General features: G+C 72.2%; 16 protein-coding genes. 11 read left to right on the top strand and 5 right to left on the bottom strand.

From position 1 onward, the window contains the following. The first annotated feature begins 334 nt into the window (after window positions 1-334). From IG02_RS0121730 to IG02_RS0121720, 3 genes are all read left to right on the top strand, one after another. Window positions 335-1,066, top strand: coding sequence for a bifunctional DNA primase/polymerase (locus tag IG02_RS0121730; RefSeq protein ID WP_030750626.1), 732 nt, complete (start codon window positions 335-337; stop codon window positions 1,064-1,066). A gap of 233 nt (window positions 1,067-1,299) precedes the next feature. Beyond that, window positions 1,300-2,118, top strand: a complete 819-nt coding sequence (locus IG02_RS0121725; protein ID WP_030750624.1) for an ABC transporter ATP-binding protein — start codon at window positions 1,300-1,302, stop codon at window positions 2,116-2,118. 197 nt (window positions 2,119-2,315) lie between these two features. After that, window positions 2,316-3,902, top strand: coding sequence for a hypothetical protein (locus tag IG02_RS0121720; protein WP_030750622.1), 1,587 nt, complete (start codon window positions 2,316-2,318; stop codon window positions 3,900-3,902). Window positions 3,903-4,119: 217 nt separating this feature from the next. Here the strand turns inward: IG02_RS0121720 and IG02_RS0121715 are convergent, their stop codons facing one another. Both IG02_RS0121715 and IG02_RS0121710 read right to left on the bottom strand, forming a co-directional pair. Continuing rightward, entirely contained in the window at window positions 4,120-5,001 is an 882-nt protein-coding gene (locus IG02_RS0121715; protein ID WP_030750619.1) for an alpha/beta fold hydrolase, read from the bottom strand. 806 nt (window positions 5,002-5,807) lie between these two features. Beyond that, entirely contained in the window at window positions 5,808-6,500 is a 693-nt protein-coding gene (locus IG02_RS0121710; RefSeq protein WP_030750614.1) for a metal-dependent transcriptional regulator, read from the bottom strand. Between the two features lie 407 nt (window positions 6,501-6,907). Between IG02_RS0121710 and IG02_RS0121705 the strand changes: the two genes are divergently transcribed. From IG02_RS0121705 to IG02_RS0121695, 3 genes are all read left to right on the top strand, one after another. After that, on the top strand, window positions 6,908-7,663 hold the full coding sequence (locus tag IG02_RS0121705) for an SIS domain-containing protein (RefSeq protein ID WP_030750611.1): 756 nt from the start codon (window positions 6,908-6,910) through the stop codon (window positions 7,661-7,663). Between the two features lie 738 nt (window positions 7,664-8,401). Beyond that, window positions 8,402-8,986, top strand: coding sequence for a carbonic anhydrase (locus tag IG02_RS0121700; RefSeq protein ID WP_030750608.1), 585 nt, complete (start codon window positions 8,402-8,404; stop codon window positions 8,984-8,986). A gap of 79 nt (window positions 8,987-9,065) precedes the next feature. After that, the gene (locus tag IG02_RS0121695) at window positions 9,066-10,613 is read left to right on the top strand and encodes a SulP family inorganic anion transporter (RefSeq protein WP_051765468.1); all 1,548 of its coding nucleotides are present in this window, start codon (window positions 9,066-9,068) and stop codon (window positions 10,611-10,613) included. Between the two features lie 164 nt (window positions 10,614-10,777). Here IG02_RS0121695 and IG02_RS0121690 read toward each other — a convergent pair whose 3' ends face one another. Together IG02_RS0121690 and pdxH are read right to left on the bottom strand one after the other, a co-directional pair. Next, window positions 10,778-12,364 carry a PAS domain-containing protein gene (locus IG02_RS0121690; protein ID WP_030750602.1) on the bottom strand — a complete coding sequence of 529 codons (1,587 nt, stop codon included), beginning with the start codon at window positions 12,362-12,364 and terminating at the stop codon, window positions 10,778-10,780. A gap of 521 nt (window positions 12,365-12,885) precedes the next feature. Then, a complete protein-coding gene (gene pdxH, locus IG02_RS0121685; RefSeq protein WP_051765516.1) occupies window positions 12,886-13,566 on the bottom strand; it encodes a pyridoxamine 5'-phosphate oxidase in 681 nt (226 codons plus the stop codon). 296 nt (window positions 13,567-13,862) lie between these two features. Here pdxH and IG02_RS0121680 point away from each other — a divergent pair, with 296 nt between their 5' ends. After that, on the top strand, window positions 13,863-14,975 hold the full coding sequence (locus IG02_RS0121680; protein WP_030750597.1) for a citrate synthase 2: 1,113 nt from the start codon (window positions 13,863-13,865) through the stop codon (window positions 14,973-14,975). Window positions 14,976-15,182: 207 nt separating this feature from the next. Here IG02_RS0121680 and IG02_RS0121675 read toward each other — a convergent pair whose 3' ends face one another. After that, entirely contained in the window at window positions 15,183-16,349 is a 1,167-nt protein-coding gene (locus tag IG02_RS0121675) for an EamA family transporter (RefSeq protein ID WP_420707779.1), read from the bottom strand. Between the two features lie 502 nt (window positions 16,350-16,851). Here IG02_RS0121675 and IG02_RS0121670 point away from each other — a divergent pair. The 4 genes from IG02_RS0121670 to IG02_RS0121650 all read left to right on the top strand — a co-directional run bounded on the left by IG02_RS0121670 (window position 16,852) and on the right by IG02_RS0121650 (window position 20,423). Beyond that, entirely contained in the window at window positions 16,852-17,706 is an 855-nt protein-coding gene (locus tag IG02_RS0121670) for a helix-turn-helix domain-containing protein (protein ID WP_030750591.1), read from the top strand. An 11-nt stretch (window positions 17,707-17,717) separates the two neighbouring features. Continuing rightward, complete coding sequence (locus IG02_RS0121665; RefSeq protein WP_030750588.1) at window positions 17,718-17,915, top strand: DUF397 domain-containing protein; 198 nt, start codon at window positions 17,718-17,720, stop codon at window positions 17,913-17,915. Window positions 17,916-18,231: 316 nt separating this feature from the next. Beyond that, window positions 18,232-18,438, top strand: a complete 207-nt coding sequence (locus IG02_RS0121660) for a hypothetical protein (RefSeq protein ID WP_030750585.1) — start codon at window positions 18,232-18,234, stop codon at window positions 18,436-18,438. A 302-nt stretch (window positions 18,439-18,740) separates the two neighbouring features. After that, the gene (locus IG02_RS0121650; RefSeq protein ID WP_030750582.1) at window positions 18,741-20,423 is read left to right on the top strand and encodes an alpha/beta hydrolase; all 1,683 of its coding nucleotides are present in this window, start codon (window positions 18,741-18,743) and stop codon (window positions 20,421-20,423) included.

Raw genomic sequence — 20,423 nt, 5'->3', positions numbered from 1 at the left:
CTGTGACCGCGGTGATCGACTCAGTGATCACTGCCCGGCGAATACGCGGAGAATGCGCATATTGAATGCACATGTTCGGCGATGACGGAAATATTCGATGATTGAACTAAGAGGCTGGACCGATCAGTCGGAAGCCACGGCCGGGCTCGGCCGCGCGCTGCCCACGTGCTGCCCATATGTTGTCGGACCCCCGGGGGTGGCTACCCCCCTTCCGCCACACCCCTTCCCGCGCGCCCCCGCCCATGCCTCCATGCGCCCCGTATGCAGGATCGATGCGCCACGGCGCGTCGCCGTGCGCCCGTAACCCGGGGTGGTACGGGGAGTTGTGAATGCCGTGGAAGAGAGCATCGGAGTCACGGGTGAGGCACGGATCGCCCGACCGCCCGCGGACCGGACCGGGCGGATCCCCCAACAACGCGGTGACCAGCTGCTGGACAGCGCGGTGCGGTACGCGCGGGAGCGGCACTGGGACGTGTTCCCCGGCACCTGGCTGGAGGTCCTGGGCGGCGCGGAGCGGTGCTCCTGCGGCAGCGCCGACTGCCCCGCGCCGGGGGCGCACGCGGCGGGGGCGGACTGGGCGGCACAGGCGACGGGGAGCGCGGTGGGGGCGCGCAGGCTCTGGGCGGCGCGGCCCACGGCATCGGTCCTGCTTCCGACGGGGCGCGCGTTCGACGCGCTGGAGGTCTCGGAGTCCGCGGGCTGTCTGGCGCTGGCCAGGATGGACCGGCTGAAGGTGACGCCCGGCCCGGTGACCTGCACACCGCACCGGAGGATGCTGTTCTTCGTGCTGCCGGGCGCCGGGCCGAAACTGGACGACCTGGTACAGGGGCTGGGCTGGCCGCCGCACTCGCTCGACCTGCGCGCCCGGGGCGAGGGGGACTACGTCGCGGCCCCGCCGACCCGGATCGGTGGCCGCGGGGCGGTGCAGTGGGCGCGCAGGCCGACGACGGCGAACCGCTGGCTGCCGGACACGGAGGACCTGATCGGCGCGCTGGCGTACGCGTGCGGCCGGGAGGCCGCGGCGGAACGGACCCGGGAGCGGCCCCGCCCGCCCCGTCGTACGTAGGGTGGACCGACGGCGGCCCGTGGCCCGCCCACCGTGTTCGTGAGCGGGCTCGCGACGAGCGCGGACATCCGGCGCGGCGGTGGCCGGGGGAACGGCGAGCGCGGGCCGACGGGCACGCGGGCCGACGGGCGCGCGGGACTCTCTCAGGACACCGAAAGGCAGCGCACATGCCGGAGCAGGCACGGGACCACACACCGGACCGGGCACCGGAAGGAACCGGCGCCCCGGCGCGTATGCGGGACGACGGGGCACGGGACGACGACGGGGCGGGTGGTGCGCCGACGGCGCCGCCCGCCGTGCGCGTCGAGGGGCTGTGGAAGCGCTTCGGCGAACAGATCGCCGTCGCGGGCATCGACCTCGCGCTGCCGGCGGGCCGCTTCATCGGCCTGGTCGGCCCGAACGGCGCGGGGAAGACCACGACGCTGTCCATGGTGACCGGGCTGCTCAGACCCGACGGGGGACGCGTGACGGTCGCGGGCCACGACGTGTGGCGCGACCCCGTCGAGGTGAAGGCACGCATCGGCGTCCTGCCGGAGGGGCTGCGTCTCTTCGACCGGCTCTCCGGGCGCGAACTCCTGGGCTATACGGGGCGGTTGCGGGGCCTGCCGGGCGCCGAGGTCGACAAGCGGGCCACGCAACTCCTCGACGTACTGGACCTGGCGGGCGCCCAGCACAAGCTCGTCATCGACTACTCGACCGGTATGCGCAAGAAGATCGGGCTGGCGGCGGCGCTGCTGCACAACCCCGAAGTGCTGTTCCTGGACGAGCCGTTCGAAGGCGTCGATCCGGTCTCGGCGCAGACCATCCGGAGTGTGCTGGAGCGCTACACGGACTCGGGCGCGACGGTCGTCTTCTCCAGCCACGTGATGGAACTGGTGGAGTCGCTGTGCGACTGGGTCGCGGTCATGGTGGCGGGCCGCATCCGCGCGCAGGGCACGCTCGCGGAGGTACGGTCCGACGCGCCGTCGCTCCAGGACGCGTTCCTGGAACTGGTCGGCGCGCGGGGGCTGGACAGAAGCGAGTCGCTGGACTGGCTGGGAGGTGCGCGGTGACGCGCGCCGCGCGCCGGTCCCGGGACGACGAACCGGCCCGGGTCCCGGGGGCGGCGGACGCTTCGGGGCAGCCCACGGGAGACCCCGGCCCCGGGGCGGGCGCGGGGGCGCCCCTCGCCGGTGCCGCCTCCTCCGTCCGTACCGGCACTTCCCCGGTCGGTACCGGCACCGTCGCCCGTACCGCCCCCCGCGCCTCCATGGCTTCCGCCGCCTCCGTTCTCGTGCCGCTCAAGCTCTCCCTCCTGCGCAACGGGCTGCGGCAGTCCACGGGCCGCACCGCCGCCTACATCGCCTCCGGTGTCCTCGCCCTGCTCGTCGCCGCCGCGCAGTTGCTCGGGCTGGTGCTGCTGCGCGGGACCGCGCACGTCGGCACGGTGACCGTGCTGCTGACGGCCGTACTCGCCCTCGGCTGGGCGGTGATGCCGCTGTTCTTCCCCGGCGGCGACGAGACGCTGGACCCCACCCGGCTGGTGATGCTGCCGCTGCGCCCGCACCCGTTGACGGGGGCGCTGCTGGCGGCGTCGCTGGTGGGGATCGGTCCGCTGTTCGCGCTCTGCCTGCTGGTGGGTTCGGCGGCGGCGACGGCGCGCGGCGCGGCGGGCACGGCCGTCGCGGTGGTGGCCGTACCGCTGGCGCTGCTGCTCTGCGTGACGCTGGCGCGGGTGGTGGCGACGGCCAACATCCGGCTGCTGACCTCGCGCAAGGGCCGCGATCTGGCGGTGCTGAGCGGCCTGGTGATCGCCGTGGGCGTCCAGGTCGTCAACTTCGGCGCACAGCGCCTCGGCGAGGCCGGCGGGCTCGCCGCCCTGGACCCGGTGGCGGCGGTCGTACGGTGGCTGCCGCCCGCCGCGGCGACGGGCGCCGTGGCCTCGGCGAGCGAGGGCGCCTACGGGCGGGCCGCCGGGCAACTGCTGCTGTCCGTGGCCGCCTTGGCCGTACTGCTGCGTTACTGGCGGCGGTCACTGGTGAGGCTGATGACGGCGCCGGACAGCTCGACGCTCGCGGCCGGCGAACCGGCCCGTAAGGAGAGCGCGCCCGCCCTGGAACGGCTGTTGCCCGAGGGGCGTACGGGCACGGTGATGCGGCGCGCGCTGCGCTACGTCTGGCGCGATCCGAAGACGAAGGCGGCCTGGATCACCGCGCTGGCCATCGGGGTGATCGTGCCCCTGTTCAACGCGCTCCAGGGCAGGGGCACGATCTACTTCGCGTGCTTCGCGGCGGGGATGCTGGGGATCCAGATGTACAACCAGTTCGGTCAGGACACCTCCGCCTTCTGGATGGTGGCGATGACCATCTCCTCACCGCGGGACGCCTACCTGGAACTGCGTGCGCGGGCGCTGGCCCTGTCGCTGATCACGCTGCCGTACTCGGCGTTGGTCACGGTCGCCACCGCCGCCCTGCTGGACAACTGGCGCGCGCTGCCGGAAGCGCTCGGCCTCTCCTTCGCGCTGCTGGGCGCGATGCTGGCGACGGGGGCGGTGGCCTCGGTCCGCTTCCCGTACTCGATACCGCAGGACAGCGGCTACAAGAACGTGGCTCCGGGCCAGGCCGGGCTCGCCTGGATCTCCATCTTCGGCGGCATGCTGGGCGCGGCCCTGCTGTGCGCGCCGGTGATCGCGCTGACGATCTGGCTCCATGTCGCGAGCGCGGACGGCCCGACCTGGATCCTGCTCCCGCTGGGCACGGCGTACGGGGCCCTGGTCGCGGCCGTCGGCCTCCGCCTGGCGGCCCCGCAGGCGGCGGCGCGCCTGCCGGAGATCCTGACGGCGGTCAGCAAGGGCTGAGGCCGTACCGGAGGGGCCGTACCGGAGGGGCCGTACCGGACGGACGGGTACGGACGGGGCCGGGTGGGCGCGGGGGTCAGGCCCGGTCGTGGTGAGGGCGCGTCGAAGTCCCGGCGCCCCGCCCCTCCTCACCACGACCGGCCGCCTCCCGAGGCCCGACCGCACCGCCCACGGGCGAACCACCGGCGAGGCGACGCGCCCCACAGGCCAACGCGCCTCACGAGGCCGGCACGCCGTCCAGGAACGGTTCGATCACCGCGCGCCACGCCTCCGGCTGGTCGTAGTGCACCAGGTGCCCCGCGTCCGTGACCTCCGCGTACTGGCCGCGCGGCAGCACTCTGACCATCTCCGTGGCCTCCGCGCGGCCCAGTTCGCCGTCCAGGCCGCGCACCACCAGCGTGGGGCACTCCACATGCGCCAGCTCTTCCCAGTGGGCCTCGTAGACCCAGGTCTCCCTGGTGATCAGCATCTGGCGCCGGGAGAAGACCGGACGCCAGCCGTCCGCGCCCTCGGTCATCACCTCGGCGAAGAACTCGCCGCGCGACGGGCTGGGCCGCTCGACCCAGGGGTCGTCCTCCCCGAACCACTTCCTGACGTCCGCGAGCGTCGCGAAGGGCACCGGCCAGGAGCGGTACCAGTCCTCCCACTCCCGCTGCGACGCCGCGCCCAGCGCGGAGGCGCGCATGTCGCAGATCACCAGGGCCCGCACCAGGTCGGGCCGTCTCGCGGCGAGCTGCCAGGCCGTGAGCGCGCCCATGGCGTGGCCGATCAACGTCACGGGCGCCAGCCCGAGCTGCTCTATGGCGGCCTCGGCGTCCGCCATGTACGCCTCGCGCGTGTACGGGCCCTCCGGGGGTTTCTCGCTCCTGCCGTGCCCCCGCTGGTCGAGCGCGACCGCGCGGTGCCGGGCGGCGAGCCAGCGTGCCGTGGACGCCCAGTGCGAGGCGCGGCCCATGAGCCCGTGGAGGAGTAAGACGCCGGAGGTCCGCGCGGTCTCCTCGTCCCGTTCCGCTTCCCCGCGCCGCTTGGGCGGGTCGGCATACTCCCAGGCGGCAAGGCGTATGCCATCCGCTCCGGTGACATCGATGCGCTGCACCATCTGTCCCGGCACCCCTTTCTGAGTGGTCGAGTCGGATACAGCTGTGGCCAGGGGCGTCCAACTCCGCCAGACTATCGAACTCGCATTCGAACATGTGGGTACGAGCGGCAACACCGCTCGTTCGAGTGACCACGGTCAAGGATTGCCGGACGTCGCCCGGGGGAGATCTTCTGCGGGAGGCGGGCCGCTCGGGGATGACGGCCCGAAGGGGATGACCTTGAGAGCTCGGGGCTCCGGGTCAGCGCGGGGGAGGGCGGGCTCCGGTGCCTCGAGGCACCGGAGCCGCAGGCGCGCGGCAGCCGTGGGCGGGAGAGACGGCAGGGCCGGCAGGCTCGGCAGCCGGGAACACACTCCTTCGCGCGGCAGCCGTGGGCACCCGTGTCGAGGCTGTGTTCCGGAAGCGGCGCCGTCCACCCGAGGGGCGGGACTCCTGAGACACGGCCCGGGCCACGGACCGGCCGGCGTGCGCTCACCCCCCGGCGCATACCCCGCTCCCTCCCCGGCCACGGCTTCAGGGGCCCAGCCGACACCCTTCAGGTCATATGCCCCTGCCACAGCCTCCCATGTGATCCGCCCCGTCCGCTGCCCTTCGGACCGGATTCCGCCTCGGCCACCGTGCGCCCGACACGGGTGACACGGGTGACACGGCCAGGAGGCAAGAACACGGCGAGGGCCGGAACCACCGGTGCGGGCCCGGAGACGGCGGGGCCGGGCCAGCGACGGCGATGTCAACGGCCCGGGGACAGACGGCCGTAACGGCCCCGGAGACCGGTGTCAGCGCCTGTCTCCGGGCCCGGAGGCCGGTGTCAGCGCTTGGCCACGAAGACGTGCGACGCCACCTCGGCCGCCAGCTCCGCCGCCTCACCGCTGCTTCCGACCAGGACGCCGCCGGCGGACTCGGTCACACTCACCACGGAGCCCGGCTGCACGCCCGCGCGCCGCAGCGTGTACATCAGCTGGGCGTCGGTCTGGATCGGCTCACCGATCCGCCGCACCACCACCGTCTTGCCCTCGCTGCCCGGGTCCAGCTCCGCCAGGCTCACCATGCCCGCGTCGAGGAACGGGTCGACCTCGCCCTTCTCACCCAGCTCGGCGAGGCCCGGGATCGGATTGCCGTACGGCGACTCCGTCGGATGGCGCAGCAGCTCCAGCACCCGCCGCTCCACCGCCTCGCTCATCACGTGCTCCCAGCGGCACGCCTCGGCGTGCACCTGCTCCCACTCCAGGCCGATCACATCGACCAGGAGGCACTCGGCGAGCCGGTGCTTGCGCATCACGCGCGTCGCGAGCCGGCGCCCTTCCTCCGTCAGCTCCAGATGACGGTCGCCCGCGACCTGCACCAGGCCGTCCCGCTCCATGCGGGCGACGGTCTGGCTGACCGTCGGGCCGCTCTGGTCGAGCCGCTCCGCGATCCGGGCGCGCATCGGGACCACACCTTCCTCTTCCAGCTCAAGGATGGTGCGGAGGTACATCTCCGTCGTGTCGATCAGTCCGGACATACGTGCCCCTCGATAAATCGTGCGCTGGCCCTGACTCAATTCTGACGCATAGCACCGACAACCGTGCCGTGCCGCAGTCGGTTCCCGTCCTGCCGCCGCCCCGGGCGCGCGGCACCGGCGGGTCATTGACATGGCATTGACAGGGCAATGGTCCAGACCTCAACGTGATCCGCGGCACAGCCCGGCAACGGGGGGGGCGCGAGCGGGCACGAGCGGGCACCGGCGGACGCGGGACACGACACGGGACGGTCCCGAGCCGGTCACCTGCGGTACTCGCCCGCACCCGTCGGTGACCGGGCAGGCACGGCCACCACCCCGCGCGTCGCCCGGGCGCGCTTCCGTCCGCCCCGCGCACTCCCGCGCGCCCCGTCTCTTCCCGAAGGATCCCGATGAGCGAGAGCAAGCCGCTGAACGAGAGCAAGCCGGCCGAGCAGTTCTTCGACGCCGCGATCGGCCTGCTGCGCCGCGCGCGGGACGGCCAGTCCGAGGCCGTGGCGAAGGCCGGCTCGGCCATCGCCGACACCGTGGCCGCCGGGGGCCGCCTCTTCGCCTTCGGCGCCGGACACTCCTCGCTCGCCGCGCAGGACGTGGTGTACCGCGCCGGCGGCTTCGCCGTGATGAACCTGCTCGCCGTCCCCGGCATGGTGGGCGTGGACGTGCGCCCGGCCACCCTGGGCTCCGCGCTGGAGCGGGTCGAGGGACTGGCGAGCACGGTGCTCGACACGAGTCCCGCCGCCGCGGGCGACGTCCTCGTGGTCGTCTCCCTCTCCGGGCGCAACGCACTGCCCGTCGAGATGGCGTCGCACGCGCGGGAGAAGGGCCTGAAGGTCATCGGGGTCACGTCCGTGGCGTACGCGACGCGGACGACCCCCCGCAACCGCACCGGGATGTTCCTCAAGGACCACTGCGACATCGTCCTGGACAACGGGATAGCCGTCGGCGACGCGGAACTGACGGCCGACGGCATCGACGCGCCGTTCGCTCCCGCCTCCACGGTGGTCACCAGCGCCCTGATGCAGGCGATGATGGCCGCCGCCGCGGGCGAACTCGCCGGGCGCGGCATCGAGCCCCCGCTCCTGCGTTCGGGCAACATCGACGGCGGGACGCTCTGGAACGCCCGGGTGATGAGCGAGAACAGCGACCGTATCTTCTACGGCCACTGACGTAACGCCATCGGCGTACCGCCTCTGCCACCGCCGCCCTCGAATTCGAACACACAACCAGGACGGCCGCCTTAACCAAAGCAACGGAGGCATCCGGAGCAACGGTCTTCACCCCTAAAGGTAAAGCATTGGCCATGGGCTGCCGCGACTGCTCCCCGCACAACCCCTGTGCGCGCACCCCCGCGACCCGCGACTTTGCGTCACCAAAGGGATGCTTGGCGAGATTATGATCTTTCACGAGAAGGTAATGTTGAGGCAAAGTAGGAGAGGCTCCGGTGAGGCATCATCAGAGCCTGCGGCGCACTCCGCCCACAACGCCCCTTCGCGATGAGGCAAGGCCGCGGCGTGTGCGGAGAGGCCGCCATCAGCAACACGACGACGCACGACGGTTCGACACAGCACGCGAGCGACAGCACGAGCACGACAGCACGGAAGGGACGCGCCGTGAGACTCCGACCGGACCGTGAACCGCCCGAGCCCGCGGCCCGACACCGATCGCCGAGACCCGGCGAGGTGTGACGCCCCGGACGGCCCCCTCCGGTCACCCCCGGAGCCGCCGGACGCCCCGGGCCCGGAGCGCCGGCCGGCGCCCCCTCCCGCTTCGTCCTCGTACGTCAGCCCGTACCGCGCGTCGCCTCGTCGCACGCGTCAGCAGCACCTTTCCCACAGCAGTACTCCCCCACTGACCCGACCACACCGCGCCCCGGCAGGAACCGAGGGTGCAGGAGGCAGGCCATCATGAAGTCACTGATCGACAACGCCCGTTCGTTCTCCGTCCAGGTGGCGGAGCGTTCCGAGGAATTCCGCGAGCTGGCGGCAGGACAGTCCCCCGAAGTCCTGTTCATCACCTGCTCGGACTCCCGAGTCATCCCGTCCCTCATCACCGGCGCCCGGCCGGGAGAGCTGTTCGAGCTCCGCACGGCGGGCAACATCGTTCCCCGGTACGACGCGAGCCGGCCCAGCGGCGAGACCGCCACCATCGAGTACGCGCTGCGCGTGCTCGGCGTCCGTGACATCGTCGTCTGCGGACACTCCCACTGCGGCGCCGTCGGCGCCCTCGTCCGCGGCGAGGACCTGTCGGGCGTCCCCGCGGTCCGCGACTGGCTGGACTACTGCGTCACCGGCCTTCCGGAGTCCACCGACCTCCCCCACTGCGTACAGCACCATGCGGCGGCGCAGCTCGACACGCTGCGCGGCTACCCCGCCGTCCGGGAACGTCTGGCGGCCGGATCGCTGTCCCTGCACGCCTGGTACTACGAAGTCGACACGGGCGCGATCAGCACGCACCGTCCCGAGCTGGGCGGGGAGTTCAGAGCGCTGTGAGGACGACCTCCTCCCACGCGCGCACTTCCTGTCGTCCGTCCGCCCCGAGCGGACCACACAGCTAGGAACACCAACCCTCATGTTCTCGCTACTGAAGGACAAAACCGTCCTGAGGCGCGACATACTCGCCTCACTCGTCGTCTTTCTCGTGGCGCTGCCTCTGTGCGTAGGCGTGGCAGTGGCCTCCGGCGTCCCGGCCGAACTGGGCCTGGTCACCGGCATCGTCGGCGGTATCGTCGTGGGCTCCCTGCCCGGCAGCTCCCTCCAGGTCAGCGGCCCGGCGGCCGGTCTGACGGTGCTGGTGTACAGCGCCGTCCAGGAGTTCGGACTCGGTGCCCTCGGTGCCATCGTCCTCATCTCCGGACTCATCCAGCTGGCGCTCGGCGCGGTCGGCCTGGGCCGTTGGTTCCGGGCCATCTCGGTCTCCGTCGTCCAGGGCATGCTGGCCGGTATCGGCCTCGTCCTCGTCCTGGGCCAGGTGTACGCCATGGCCGACCTCGCGCAGCCCTCCAGCGGCCTCGACAAGCTGGCCGGACTGCCGGGGCTGGCCGCCGACATCGTCACCAGCGGTGCGGCGCTGACCGCGTTCCTCATCGGGGCCGGGACCGTCGCCGTCCTGGTCCTGTGGCCCAAGCTGCCCGCCAAGTTCCGGGTCGTCCCCGGTCCGCTGGCCGCGGTGGCACTGGCCACCGGTGTGACCGTGGCGTTCGGACTGCCGGTCGCCAAGGTCGAGGTCAAGGGTCTGCTGGAGTCCATCAGCCCGCCCGGCCTCGGGGACTTCGGCGCGCTGGGCGGCATGGCCGCGATCGGCACGATCCTGGCGTTCACCCTGATCGCCTCGGCGGAGAGCCTGTTCAGCGCCGCCGCCGTGGACCGTATGCACGACGGTCCGCGCACCGACTACAACAAGGAGCTCATGGCGCAGGGCGTGGGCAACACGGTCTGCGGCGCGCTCGGCGCGCTGCCGATGACCGCGGTCATCGTGCGCAGCTCCGCCAATGTCCAGGCGGGGGCGAAGACCTCGCTCTCCCGGATCCTGCACGGCGTATGGCTGCTGCTGTTCGCCGCGCTGCTCCCGGCCGCGATCGGCATCATCCCGCTGGCGGCGCTCGCCGGTGTCCTGGTCCACGCGGGATGCAAGCTGATCCCGGTCAAGGACCTGGCCCCGCTGTGGCGCGAGCACCGGGGCGAGGCGGTCATCCTCGCCATCACGGCGACCGCGATCCTGGTCACGAACCTCTTCGAGGGCGTGATCCTCGGTCTGCTGCTCGCCGTGGTCAAGACGGCGTGGGAGATCTCCCACCTGAACGTCGACGTGCGGGAACTCACGGGCGGCCGGCTGGTGGTGTCCGTCAGCGGCAACGTGACGTTCCTGCGACTGCCCCGGATCATGGAGCAGTTGGAGGAGTTGCCGAAGGACCGGCCGATCGAGCTGGACCTGTCCGAGGTCCGCCACCTCGACCACGCGTGCCGGATCTCCCTGGAGAACTGGGCCCTGCGGCACAACGACGCGGAGACGGAACCGGTCCGCATGCGCGGCCCGGCGCCCACCGCCCCGGCCACCGCGGGCGCGGCGCGTCTCGAGGAGTCGGTGCCCGGGACGAGGCCGAAGGCGGGGGCCTCCTGACGGCCGGCCTCACGGCCTGACGTACGGGCCGTGGCGGTCATACGGGTTGTGCGGCCCGTACGACCGGCACGGCCCGTACGCGTGTCGGCGGGCCGTACGGCCGGCACGGGTCGTCCGCGTCGGCGGGCCGCTGCGACCGGCACCGCTCGTCCGCCGGCGCGCTCTCAGTCGGACAAGGTCCGGAAGAGGTCCAGCGAACCCGCCATCCGGCCCGTCACATCCTCCGCGTACACCGCGTCCTGACGCTCGAAGGGCGGCCGGCTCGCCCCCCGCAGGAACGTCACCACGCCCAGCGACCGGCCCCGGCTGCGCAGCACCGTGCACAGGGCGTGCACCGCGTCCGGCGGCCACTGGCGGGCCGCCGCCCACGCGGACGGCGGGAGGGCACCGGGGGCCGCGCCCGCGCCGGGCCCGCCGCCCCCGTTCGCCGGTCCGGCCCCGGCCGGGCCCGATCGGCCGCGTCCCGCGTTCTCCTCCGCGGCACCGCCGGACAGCGGGGGCCCCGACGGGCCCGCCGGGGCGCTCGCGCGCACCGCGCCGTTACGGTCCAGCGCCTGGAGGGCCGGGTGCCCGGGCCCGTACCGCACCGGTATGCCCCCCGACTCCACCCGCGCGCCCGGCCCGGAGCCGCCGCCGGAGGGCGAGGCGGCCGCCCGGACCAGCCGTACGGGATCACCGGACCCGTCCCCGGCCACCAGATCGATCAGAGCGTGGTCGGCGAAGCCCGCCAGCGCGAAGTCCAGCTGGACCGTCGCCGCCTCCATGGGGTCCTCGCACTCGGCCGCCGCCCGGCCCGCGCGGTGCAGCTGGCTGGTGCGGAACCGCAGCCGGTCCGCGTCCTGCACCGATCGCCGCAGGTCCGTCACGTCGTGGAACATCCATCCCACACCCAGCGGCACGGGCTCCTCCGCCAGCGGGGAGGCCAGCCGCAGGAAGCCGCTGCGCCAGCACCGGCGCTGCTCCCCGCCGTTCGTACGGAGCGTGACCCACAGCTCGGCGGGCGACCTCGGCGCGCCCTCCGCGAGTACATGGTGGAGCGCGGCCTCCAGCTCCTCCACGCCGTGGCTGATCAGCTCACCGAGCGGCCGGCCCAGCACGGACGTACGCCCGGCGCCCAGGGCCCGCGCCGCGTACCCGTTGACCACCGTCGGCCGCAGATCCACGTCGACCAGGACGACACCCCAGGACGCCTCCTCGAACAGCGCCTCGCTGAGCGCGATCGTCCGCTCCAGGTCGATCTGGGCGTGCACCTCGCTGAAGGCCGAGTACACCCCGGCGGGCTTGCCGTCCGCCCCGCGCACCGCGGCGGTCTGGGTGCGCAGCAGCACCCGCCCGCCGTCCTTGCGGAGCAGCGCGAACTCGTCCACCTGGCGCCCGCGCGTGCCCATGACGGACATCAGCCGGGCCTGCACCGCGTCCGCGTCGGCGGTCCTGACGGCCCACCCCGCGAAACCGTGCCGTCCGACCGCCTCCTCGGCGGTCCAGCCCAATATGCGCTCCGCCTCGCGGTTCCAGTGCGTGATCACCCCACCCGCGTCGAGCGCGAACAGCGCCGCGTCCATCCCGTCGAGCAGGGACGCGAGCAGATCCGCCCCGGCCTCGTCCTTGTCCCGCTCCGGGTCGCCACCGGCGCCCGGGGCAGGGCCGCCACCGCTCACGACACCATCCTCCCGTCCGGCCCCCGCCCCGTGATCGGGCTCCGGGCCGTCCGGTCCTGCCGCATCGGTGGTCTCACTGCGAGAAGCACTCATCCTGGCACCCCCTGAAGGGCGGCTCCGCGTGGTGCGGACGTACGTCCGTTCATTCAACTCGAACGTGACTCAGCACACACCCCGTTCCCGAAAATGCCGCCTCGAACAGTTTTCTACGCTCTTCTCAAACCTCTCTCACCCTCTCTACCCTGCACGTTCGATTGTCAGGCACGGGCGAGCGGCCCGCACCAGCACGTCAATTTCTCCGAAAATCCCTTGAGACCCCGCGAACCGGTTCCTAGTGTGTGGTGCACACGAGAAGGGAGGTGGTTCGGCAGATGTATGCAATCCGGACGCGTGAGGTGGCTGCGGGCTAGCGGCCCGTTCGTCGCACTCTGTGCGGAGCCGGCGCCGCCGGCCGAAATCCCAAGCAGTCACCGCCCCGCGGGCTCGCCGGTACGTCCGGCCGGCTCCTCCCCGGAGGACCCGAGCCCGCGGGGTTCCGCTTTTTCCGGGCCCCGGTGACCGGGTCCCGACGGTCCGAGGGCGTCCGAAGGCGGGAACCGGGGGTCGGGGCCGTCTCAGGGGCAGAGCCGCTCCACGCGCCACCCGCTGCCCTTCCGGACGTACCGCAGCCGGTCGTGCAGTCTGTTCTCGTGCCCCTGCCAGAATTCCACCGTCTCGGGGGTCACCCGGAAGCCTCCCCAGTGCGGCGGAGCGGGGACCTGCTCGCCCTCCGGGTAGCGGTCCAGCAGTTCCTCGTAACGGCGCAGCAGGGCGTCCCGGGAGGCGATCGGCGCCGACTGGTCGCTGGCCCAGGCGCCGAGCTGCGAGCCGTGGGGGCGGGTGCGGAAGTACGCGGCCGTCTCGTCGCGGCCGATACGGGCCGCCGTGCCCGTGACCACGACCTGGCGCGCGAGCGGGTGCCAGGGGAAGAGCAGCGAGACGTGGGGGTTCGTATCGATCTCCCGGCCCTTGCGCGAGGTGTAGTTCGTGAAGAAGACGAAGCCCCGGTCGTCGTACCGCTTCAGCAGAACCGTGCGCGAGGAGGGCCGGCCGTCGGGGGTGGCCGTGGACAGCACCATCGCGTTCGGTTCGTGCAGGTCGTGCGCCGCCGCCGCGAGGTCCGTGAACCACCGGCCGAACTGGTCCATGGGGGCGGGCGCGAGGTCGGTCTCCAGAAGCGGCGTGGTGCGGTACTGCTCGCGCATGGCAGCGGGATCCGGGTTCTCGTGAGGCACGTCATGAGGCACGGGGGTCATCCTGCCGTAGGGCCCCGCGTCCCCGGTGAGCGGTGCCGCCAAACCCTGGGCACACCGTGGGAACGTCCTGGCCTCCTGGGGGTACGTCCGGGCCCGCGCGGGGATACGTCCGGGCCCGCGCCGGGGAAGGTCCGGACACGCGGGGAACGTCCCGGCACAGGCGGTCACGGATCGCAGATGTCCGGAACTGTGCTCGTTGTCACGCTTCACCACGCCGTACGGGCTGGCCAAAATCCGGGGGCCCACGGCACCCTGCCCGCATAAAGCCCGTCACCCGCATCACGAGGAGCCGCCCGATGTCCGACTTCGTCCCCTCCTTCGTACCCGGTCTCGAAGGAGTCGTCGCGTTCGAGACGGAGATCGCCGAACCGGACAGGGAAGGCGGTGCGCTCCGCTACCGGGGCATCGACATCGAGGACCTGGTCGGCCAGGTCTCCTTCGGCCAGGTGTGGGGACTGCTGGTCGACGGGGCGTTCGCCCCCGGCCTGCCGCCGGCCGAGCCCTTCCCCCTGCCGGTCCACTCCGGTGACGTCCGGGTCGACGTGCAGGCCGCGCTGGCGATGCTGGCGCCCGCGTGGGGCCTGAAACCGCTCCTGGACATCGACGAGCGCACGGCCCGCGACGACCTGGCGCGGGCCGCCGTGATGGCGCTCTCGTACGTCGCCCAGTCGGCCCGCGGCCAGGGCCTGCCGATGGTCCCGCAGCGGGAGATCGACAAGGCCGAGTCGGTGGTCGAGCGCTTCATGATCCGCTGGCGCGGCGAGCCCGACCCCCGGCACGTGAAGGCCGTCGACGCGTACTGGACCTCGGCCGCCGAGCACGGCATGAACGCGTCGACGTTCACGGCCCGGGTCATCGCGTCCACCGGCGCGGACGTGGCGGCCGCACTGTCGGGCGCGGTCGGCGCGATGTCGGGCCCCCTGCACGGCGGAGCGCCCTCGCGCGTCCTCGGCATGATCGAGGAGATCGAGCGCACGGGCGACGCGACGGCGTATGTGAAGCAGGCCCTGGACAGGGGCGAACGGCTGATGGGTTTCGGCCATCGTGTCTACCGGGCCGAGGATCCTCGGGCACGGGTCCTGCGGCGTACGGCCCGCGAGCTGGCAGCGCCGCGCTTCGAGGTGGCGGAGGCGCTGGAGAAGGCCGCGCTCGAGGAACTGCACGCGCGTCGGCCGGACCGGGTGCTGGCGACGAACGTCGAGTTCTGGGCGGCGATCGTGCTGGACTTCGCGGAGGTCCCGGCGCACATGTTCACGTCCATGTTCACCTGCGCCCGCACGGCGGGCTGGTCGGCGCACATCCTGGAGCAGAAGCGGACGGGACGCCTTGTGCGTCCGTCGGCGCGTTATGTGGGACCGGGGGCACGGGACCCCCGGGAGATCGAGGGGTTCGACGCGGCGGCGGGCTGAGACGCGGCCGTCCGGCCCGGGCCGGCCCGGACACGGCAGCCGCCCCGGGTGGGCGCGCCCGAGGAGTGCGGGGCGCCCACGCGGGGCGCGTGGGCGCCGGGGCCTCGGGACACCGGGACACCAGGACACCGGCCAGAACTCGGGCACCGGGTGCCTGGGGCACTGGCGCACTGGCGCACTGGCGCACCGATGCCGGTCGGCACCGGGTCAGTTCGAGGCGGAACGGCCCGTCCGGCTGCCGCCCGCACCGGACGGCGTACGGGCGTCCCGCGAACCCGCGCCCGCACTCGTGCCCACGCCCGCACTCGGCCCGGCCCCGCGCTCGCCCCGTGCCCGCGCTCGCTTCACACCCGCCCGCTTGCCCACCTGCGTACGCACCGCCCCCATGCTCGCCACGATCACCAGCGCGATCGCCAGCGCGTCCGTCGCCGACAGCGCCTGGTGCAGCACGAGGAAGCCCGCCGTCGCCGCGATCGCCGGTTCCAGGCTCATCAGCACGGCGAACGTCGGGGCCGGCAGCCGCCGCAGCGCGAGCAGTTCGAGCGTGTACGGGAGTACGGAGGACAGCAGCGCGACGACGAGGCCCAGCGCCAGCGTCGACGGCACCACGAGCTTCGACCCCGATTCCACGATGCCCAGCGGAAGCATGAGCAGCGCGGCGACGGCCATCGCCAGCGCCAGACCGTCGGCCTGCGGGAAGCGCCGTCCCGTACGCGCGCTGAAGAGGATGTACGTCGCCCACATGGCCCCGGCCGACAGCGCGAACACCGCGCCCACCGGATCCAGCCGGTCGAAGCCGCCCCCGCTCAGCAGCACCATGCCCCCGAGCGCCAGCCCCGCCCACAGCAGATTGACCAGCCGGCGCGAGACGATCACCGAGAGCGCCAGCGGGCCCAGCACCTCCAGCGTGACGGCCGCGCCCAGCGGGATACGGTCGGCGGCCTGGTAGAAGAGGCCGTTCATGCCCGCCATGGCGGCGCCGAAGGCGACCACCGTCCCCCAGTCGGCGCGCGAGTGCCCGCGCAGCGCCGGGCGGCACACCGCCAGCATGACGACCGCGGCGAGCGTGAGGCGCAGGGTGACGACTCCGATCGGTCCGGTCATCGGCATCAGCAGGACGGCGACGGCCGCGCCGAACTGCACGGAGAGCCCGCCCGCGACGACCAGCGCGACCGGCCCGAACCGGCCTCCGCGACCGGCCGCCTTGGCGCCCGCCCCCTCGACGCCCGCCCCTTCGGCGTTCGCGCCCCGGGCGCTCGCCGCTTCGGCACTCGCCGCACCACCCGTATCCCCCGACGCCATCGCCCCGGCCGCCTCCGGCACCGAAACAGACGCCGCCGCCGCGGCGGTCGCGGCGCCCGGCTGCTCTTCCACCGACACCCTCCGTTCCCTCAGATCCCTCGGATCACCGACGAGCACTCCCGTCGAAGTACATCACCATGCACCGACAGTCCAATGTACTGGACTGACGTACGCGCTACCCGGCGGCGCACTTCCACCGACGCTACGCTTCGGCAGCCGGCGGCACTGGCACGGGAACCGGCATCGGACGCGCCGGGCCGCGCCGCGACCCCTCCGGACCGTATGGGCCCTCCGGACCGTACGGGCCGCTCCGGCCGCTTGGGCCGTTCAGGCTCGTAACCGACCGTGACCAACCGGGCCGGCGCAGCACCCTTCTTTCGCCCGGTCAGTACCGTTCTCCGCAACGAGCGACACAAAAGACTCCCGTTTCGATTCACCGGCGGGCGGCGTGGTGTTGCGACCGACCAAAGGTTGCAAAATTGCCGCGAAGCAATATTGCCCCACGAACGAGTGACGCAGGTGGACCGGCACCGTCCTCGCACGCGACACTGAGCCCGAGACAGGGGAGGTCACCATGCCGGCGAGAAGCAATCCGACCGCGCGACAGGCGCGGCTCGGCGCGGAGTTGCGCAAACTGCGCGTCCGGTCGGGCAAACCTGCCCGCGAGGCGGCCGGCCTTCTCTCGACCGACTCGGCGAAGATCAGCCACATCGAGTCGGGGCGCCTGGGCGTCAGCGAAGAGCGGATCCGCAAGCTGGCGGTCCTGTACGAGTGCGACGACGCCGCGCTGATCGACGCCTTGTGCGCGATCGCTCGCGAACACCGCGGCCAGCACTGGTGGGACGAGTATCGCGGCATCCTCGGCCCGGGCTTCCTGGACATCGCGGAACTGGAACACCACGCCCGCTACCTGCGCTACCTCCAGCCGGTAACGTTCCCGGGCGTCATGCAGACAGAAGACCACGCACGGGCGTTGTTCGACAGCGTGCTCCCGAAGCTTCCCCCGGCGGAAGTGCAGGCCCGGGTCGAACACCGCATGAGGCGTAAGAGCATCTTCGACCGCGACGAGCCGCCCGAGATCGTGGCCGTCGTGCACGAGGCGGCCCTGCGCATGCGCATCGGTGGCCGCCGGATCGCGCGCCGACAGCTCGAACACCTCATGGAGATGTCGCAGCGGCCGGAGGTCATGCTTCGCATCATCCCGTTCACCAACGAGGACTTCATCGACCTCACCCGCACGGTGCTGTACGCGGCCGGTGTAGTTCCGCAACTCGACACGGTCTACGTCGACACACCGTTGAGCGGCCTCTTCCTCGACGCCGCCGCCGAGCTGGAAAAGAACCGAACGCTGCTCGACTTCGCCGAGCAGGCTTCCATGGAGCCTGACGAGTCACGCAGCTTCATCCACCACATCGCACGAGAGCTGTGAAGGACACAGGCATGAGCACCGAGATCGTTTGGCAGAAGTCGTCCCTCTCCGGCGAAGGGCCGCAGTGCGTCGAGATAGCCGACCACAACGGCGGCATCCTCATACGCGAGAGCGACGACCCCAACGTGGTCACCACCACGACGCGGACCAAGTTCGCCGCGTTCATCGCGGGCGTCAAAGCGGGCGAGTTCGACCACTTCGCGCACTGACGCCACCCCACGCCCCCCGTATGACACGAGACCGACAAGAGCCCTCCGCCGATCCGGCGGAGGGCTCTTTCGTTCATCAGTATGCACCGGTGCATACTTGCCGAGCCTCTTACCGTGACGCTATCGTCGCGGTACGTCGCCATTCAGGGCTGGATTCCCCGACGTATCCACGCTCTGAGCGGCCACAACTCTCCCCGTCCCACTGTCTTGTACGGGGAGGGGTCCCACAGGATGTCCCCTGTCGCCGTTCCGACGCCGGCCGCAGGCAGGGGACAACCCTGTCCCTGTCACGTCTGACACGAAGGGCACCAGGGCCATGGCGAACGAGACGGACTCAAGCCCGGACGCAGACGACACACGCGGCACACGCAGCACCGCCCGGCAGCGGCTGGCCACACTGATGGCCGCGTACGGCTCCAACGGCACCCTCCTGCTCCCGCTCAGCGCCCACCTCCCGGACGAGGCGGCCCCGGAGCACGCGGAAAGTGAAGCGGGGCGCGTCCCCTCCGGCACGTCCGCATGACGTCAGCACGCTCCGACGACCCGTGACCGAGGTGTTCGTCGACGCGTTGCGCGCCTCGGGCGGGACCGAGCCCGTACTGGTGACCGTCTCGCGCCCGGCCCGCCGCTGAGGCGGATACGCGCCGAGAACCCCGCACAACCCGTCTCCGAGGTCCGGCCGTCCCCTACAACTCGGGTATCACCGAGGGCGGTTGTGTCACTCCCAAGGTGGAGGGGAGGTGCAGCCCGGCGAGGGATCCGCGCGCGTGGCCGGTTCCTGAAAGATCTTTCCTGTCCGAACATGCGACCGGAAGGATCGATATCGTGCGCAGACGACGTCTCGCGCCCCTGTTGGCCGTGAGTGTCACGGCAACGCTGGCTCCCGTGCTCGCCACCTCGACGGCCACCGCCGCTCCGGCCGCCACCCCGTCGGCCTCCACACCGACGTCCCCCGCACCGACGGCCGGAGCGGCGGCGGCCGCCAAGGGCGCGCTGGACCGGTATGCGAAGCAGAAGCCGCAGTGGAAGCGGTGCGCAACCGACGCCGACATTCCGGCGGGGTTCGAGTGCGCCACGATCAAGGTTCCGCTGGACTACCGGGTTCCCGGCGGCAAGCGGATCGACCTGGCCATATCCCGGCTCAAGAGCACCGCGCCCGACAAGCGACGGGGCGTCCTGTTCTCCAACCCCGGCGGTCCGGGGGGCCCGGGGCTCTACATGCCGCTGGGGATGCGGGACAGTCTCCCCGAGTCCGCGCGGCAGAAGTACGACCTCATCGGCTTCGACCCGCGCGGTGTGGGACGGAGCACCCCGGTCTCCTGCGGCATGGAGCCGGAGGAGGAGAACTATCTGCGCCCGTACAAGGAGGAGACGTACGACAAGGACGTCGCCTGGGCACGCGAGGTCGCGAACAAGTGCAAGGAGAAGGCGGGCGACACGCTCCCGCACATCACCACGCGCAACACCGCGCGCGACATGGACCTGATCCGGGCGGTCCTCCGTGAGAAGAAGATCTCGTACGTGGGTTACTCGTACGGCACCTACCTGGGCGCCGTCTACACCCAGCTCTTCCCGGGCCGGGCCGACCGGTTCGTGCTGGACAGCGCGGTCGATCCGGCGCGCGCCTGGCGCGGGATGATCCAGTGGTGGGCGGAGGGCGCCGAGCCCGCGTTCGACCGGTGGACCGAGTGGGCCGCCGAGCGTTCGGAGAAGTACGGCCTCGGTGACACCCCGAAGGAGGTCGACCGGACGTTCTGGGACCTGGTCGCGCAGGCCGACGAGAAGCCCATCGAGTTCGAGGGGCAGCCGACCACCGGTGACGACATCCGGAGCGGCATGCGCGGGGCGGTCTTCACCCCGGAGTACGCCACCGAGGCGTTCGTGGAGCTGAGGAAGGCCGCGGCCGGGGAGCCCGTCTCCGCGAAGAAGCTCGCGGCGTTCGCCGGATCCGAGGGGACCGGGACGGCGGGCGCCGCCGCCGGTGCCGCCGAGATCCCGTCCGACAACATGACGGCGAGCTTCTGGGCCGTGGTGTGCGGGGACAACTCGGCCGCGTGGTCCCGCGATCCGGAGACCTACCGGCGGAACGCCATCGAGGACAAGGGCCGCTACCCGCTCTTCGGTGACTTCGCGTCCAGCATCAAGCCCTGCGCGTTCTGGGACAAGTCCGTGGAACCGGCCACCGAGGTGAACAACAAGGTCGGCTCCCTGGTCGTCCAGAACGAGTGGGACTCGCAGACCCCGCTTCCCAGTGGTCAGGCCCTGCACGCCGACCTGAAGGGCTCGAAGATGGTCACCGTCCTCGGCGGCGAGGGCCACGGTGTCTACCCGAGCGGCAACGCCTGCGCGGACGGCGCGGTCAACGACTACCTGCTCACCGGCAAGCTCCCGGCGAAGGACGTGACCTGCGAGGCGACGGCCGACTCGAACGCGGAGGCGCGGAAGGACCAGAAGCGGGACATGATCCCCGGGTCCCCGCTCCCGGAGCGTGCCCCGGACCGTTTCTGA

The organism is Streptomyces sp. NRRL F-5135 (assembly GCF_000719775.1).
Classification (GTDB): domain Bacteria; phylum Actinomycetota; class Actinomycetes; order Streptomycetales; family Streptomycetaceae; genus Streptomyces; species Streptomyces hebeiensis.
Note: the sequence above shows the minus strand (reverse complement) of the source record. Positions and strands in the feature narration are given on the sequence as shown.

Coding starts and splice junctions, on each gene's coding strand:
- IG02_RS0121690 (WP_030750602.1), bottom strand. CDS start 12,364: ATGAGTGCTTCTCGCAGTGAGACCACCGATGCGGCAGGACCGGACGGC.
- IG02_RS0121665 (WP_030750588.1), top strand. CDS start 17,718: ATGAGCACCGAGATCGTTTGGCAGAAGTCGTCCCTCTCCGGCGAAGGG.
- IG02_RS0121710 (WP_030750614.1), bottom strand. CDS start 6,500: ATGTCCGGACTGATCGACACGACGGAGATGTACCTCCGCACCATCCTT.
- IG02_RS0121680 (WP_030750597.1), top strand. CDS start 13,863: ATGTCCGACTTCGTCCCCTCCTTCGTACCCGGTCTCGAAGGAGTCGTC.
- IG02_RS0121725 (WP_030750624.1), top strand. CDS start 1,300: ATGCGGGACGACGGGGCACGGGACGACGACGGGGCGGGTGGTGCGCCG.
- IG02_RS0121695 (WP_051765468.1), top strand. CDS start 9,066: ATGTTCTCGCTACTGAAGGACAAAACCGTCCTGAGGCGCGACATACTC.
- IG02_RS0121660 (WP_030750585.1), top strand. CDS start 18,232: ATGGCGAACGAGACGGACTCAAGCCCGGACGCAGACGACACACGCGGC.
- IG02_RS0121715 (WP_030750619.1), bottom strand. CDS start 5,001: ATGGTGCAGCGCATCGATGTCACCGGAGCGGATGGCATACGCCTTGCC.
- IG02_RS0121720 (WP_030750622.1), top strand. CDS start 2,316: ATGGCTTCCGCCGCCTCCGTTCTCGTGCCGCTCAAGCTCTCCCTCCTG.
- pdxH (WP_051765516.1), bottom strand. CDS start 13,566: ATGACCCCCGTGCCTCATGACGTGCCTCACGAGAACCCGGATCCCGCT.
- IG02_RS0121670 (WP_030750591.1), top strand. CDS start 16,852: ATGCCGGCGAGAAGCAATCCGACCGCGCGACAGGCGCGGCTCGGCGCG.
- IG02_RS0121700 (WP_030750608.1), top strand. CDS start 8,402: ATGAAGTCACTGATCGACAACGCCCGTTCGTTCTCCGTCCAGGTGGCG.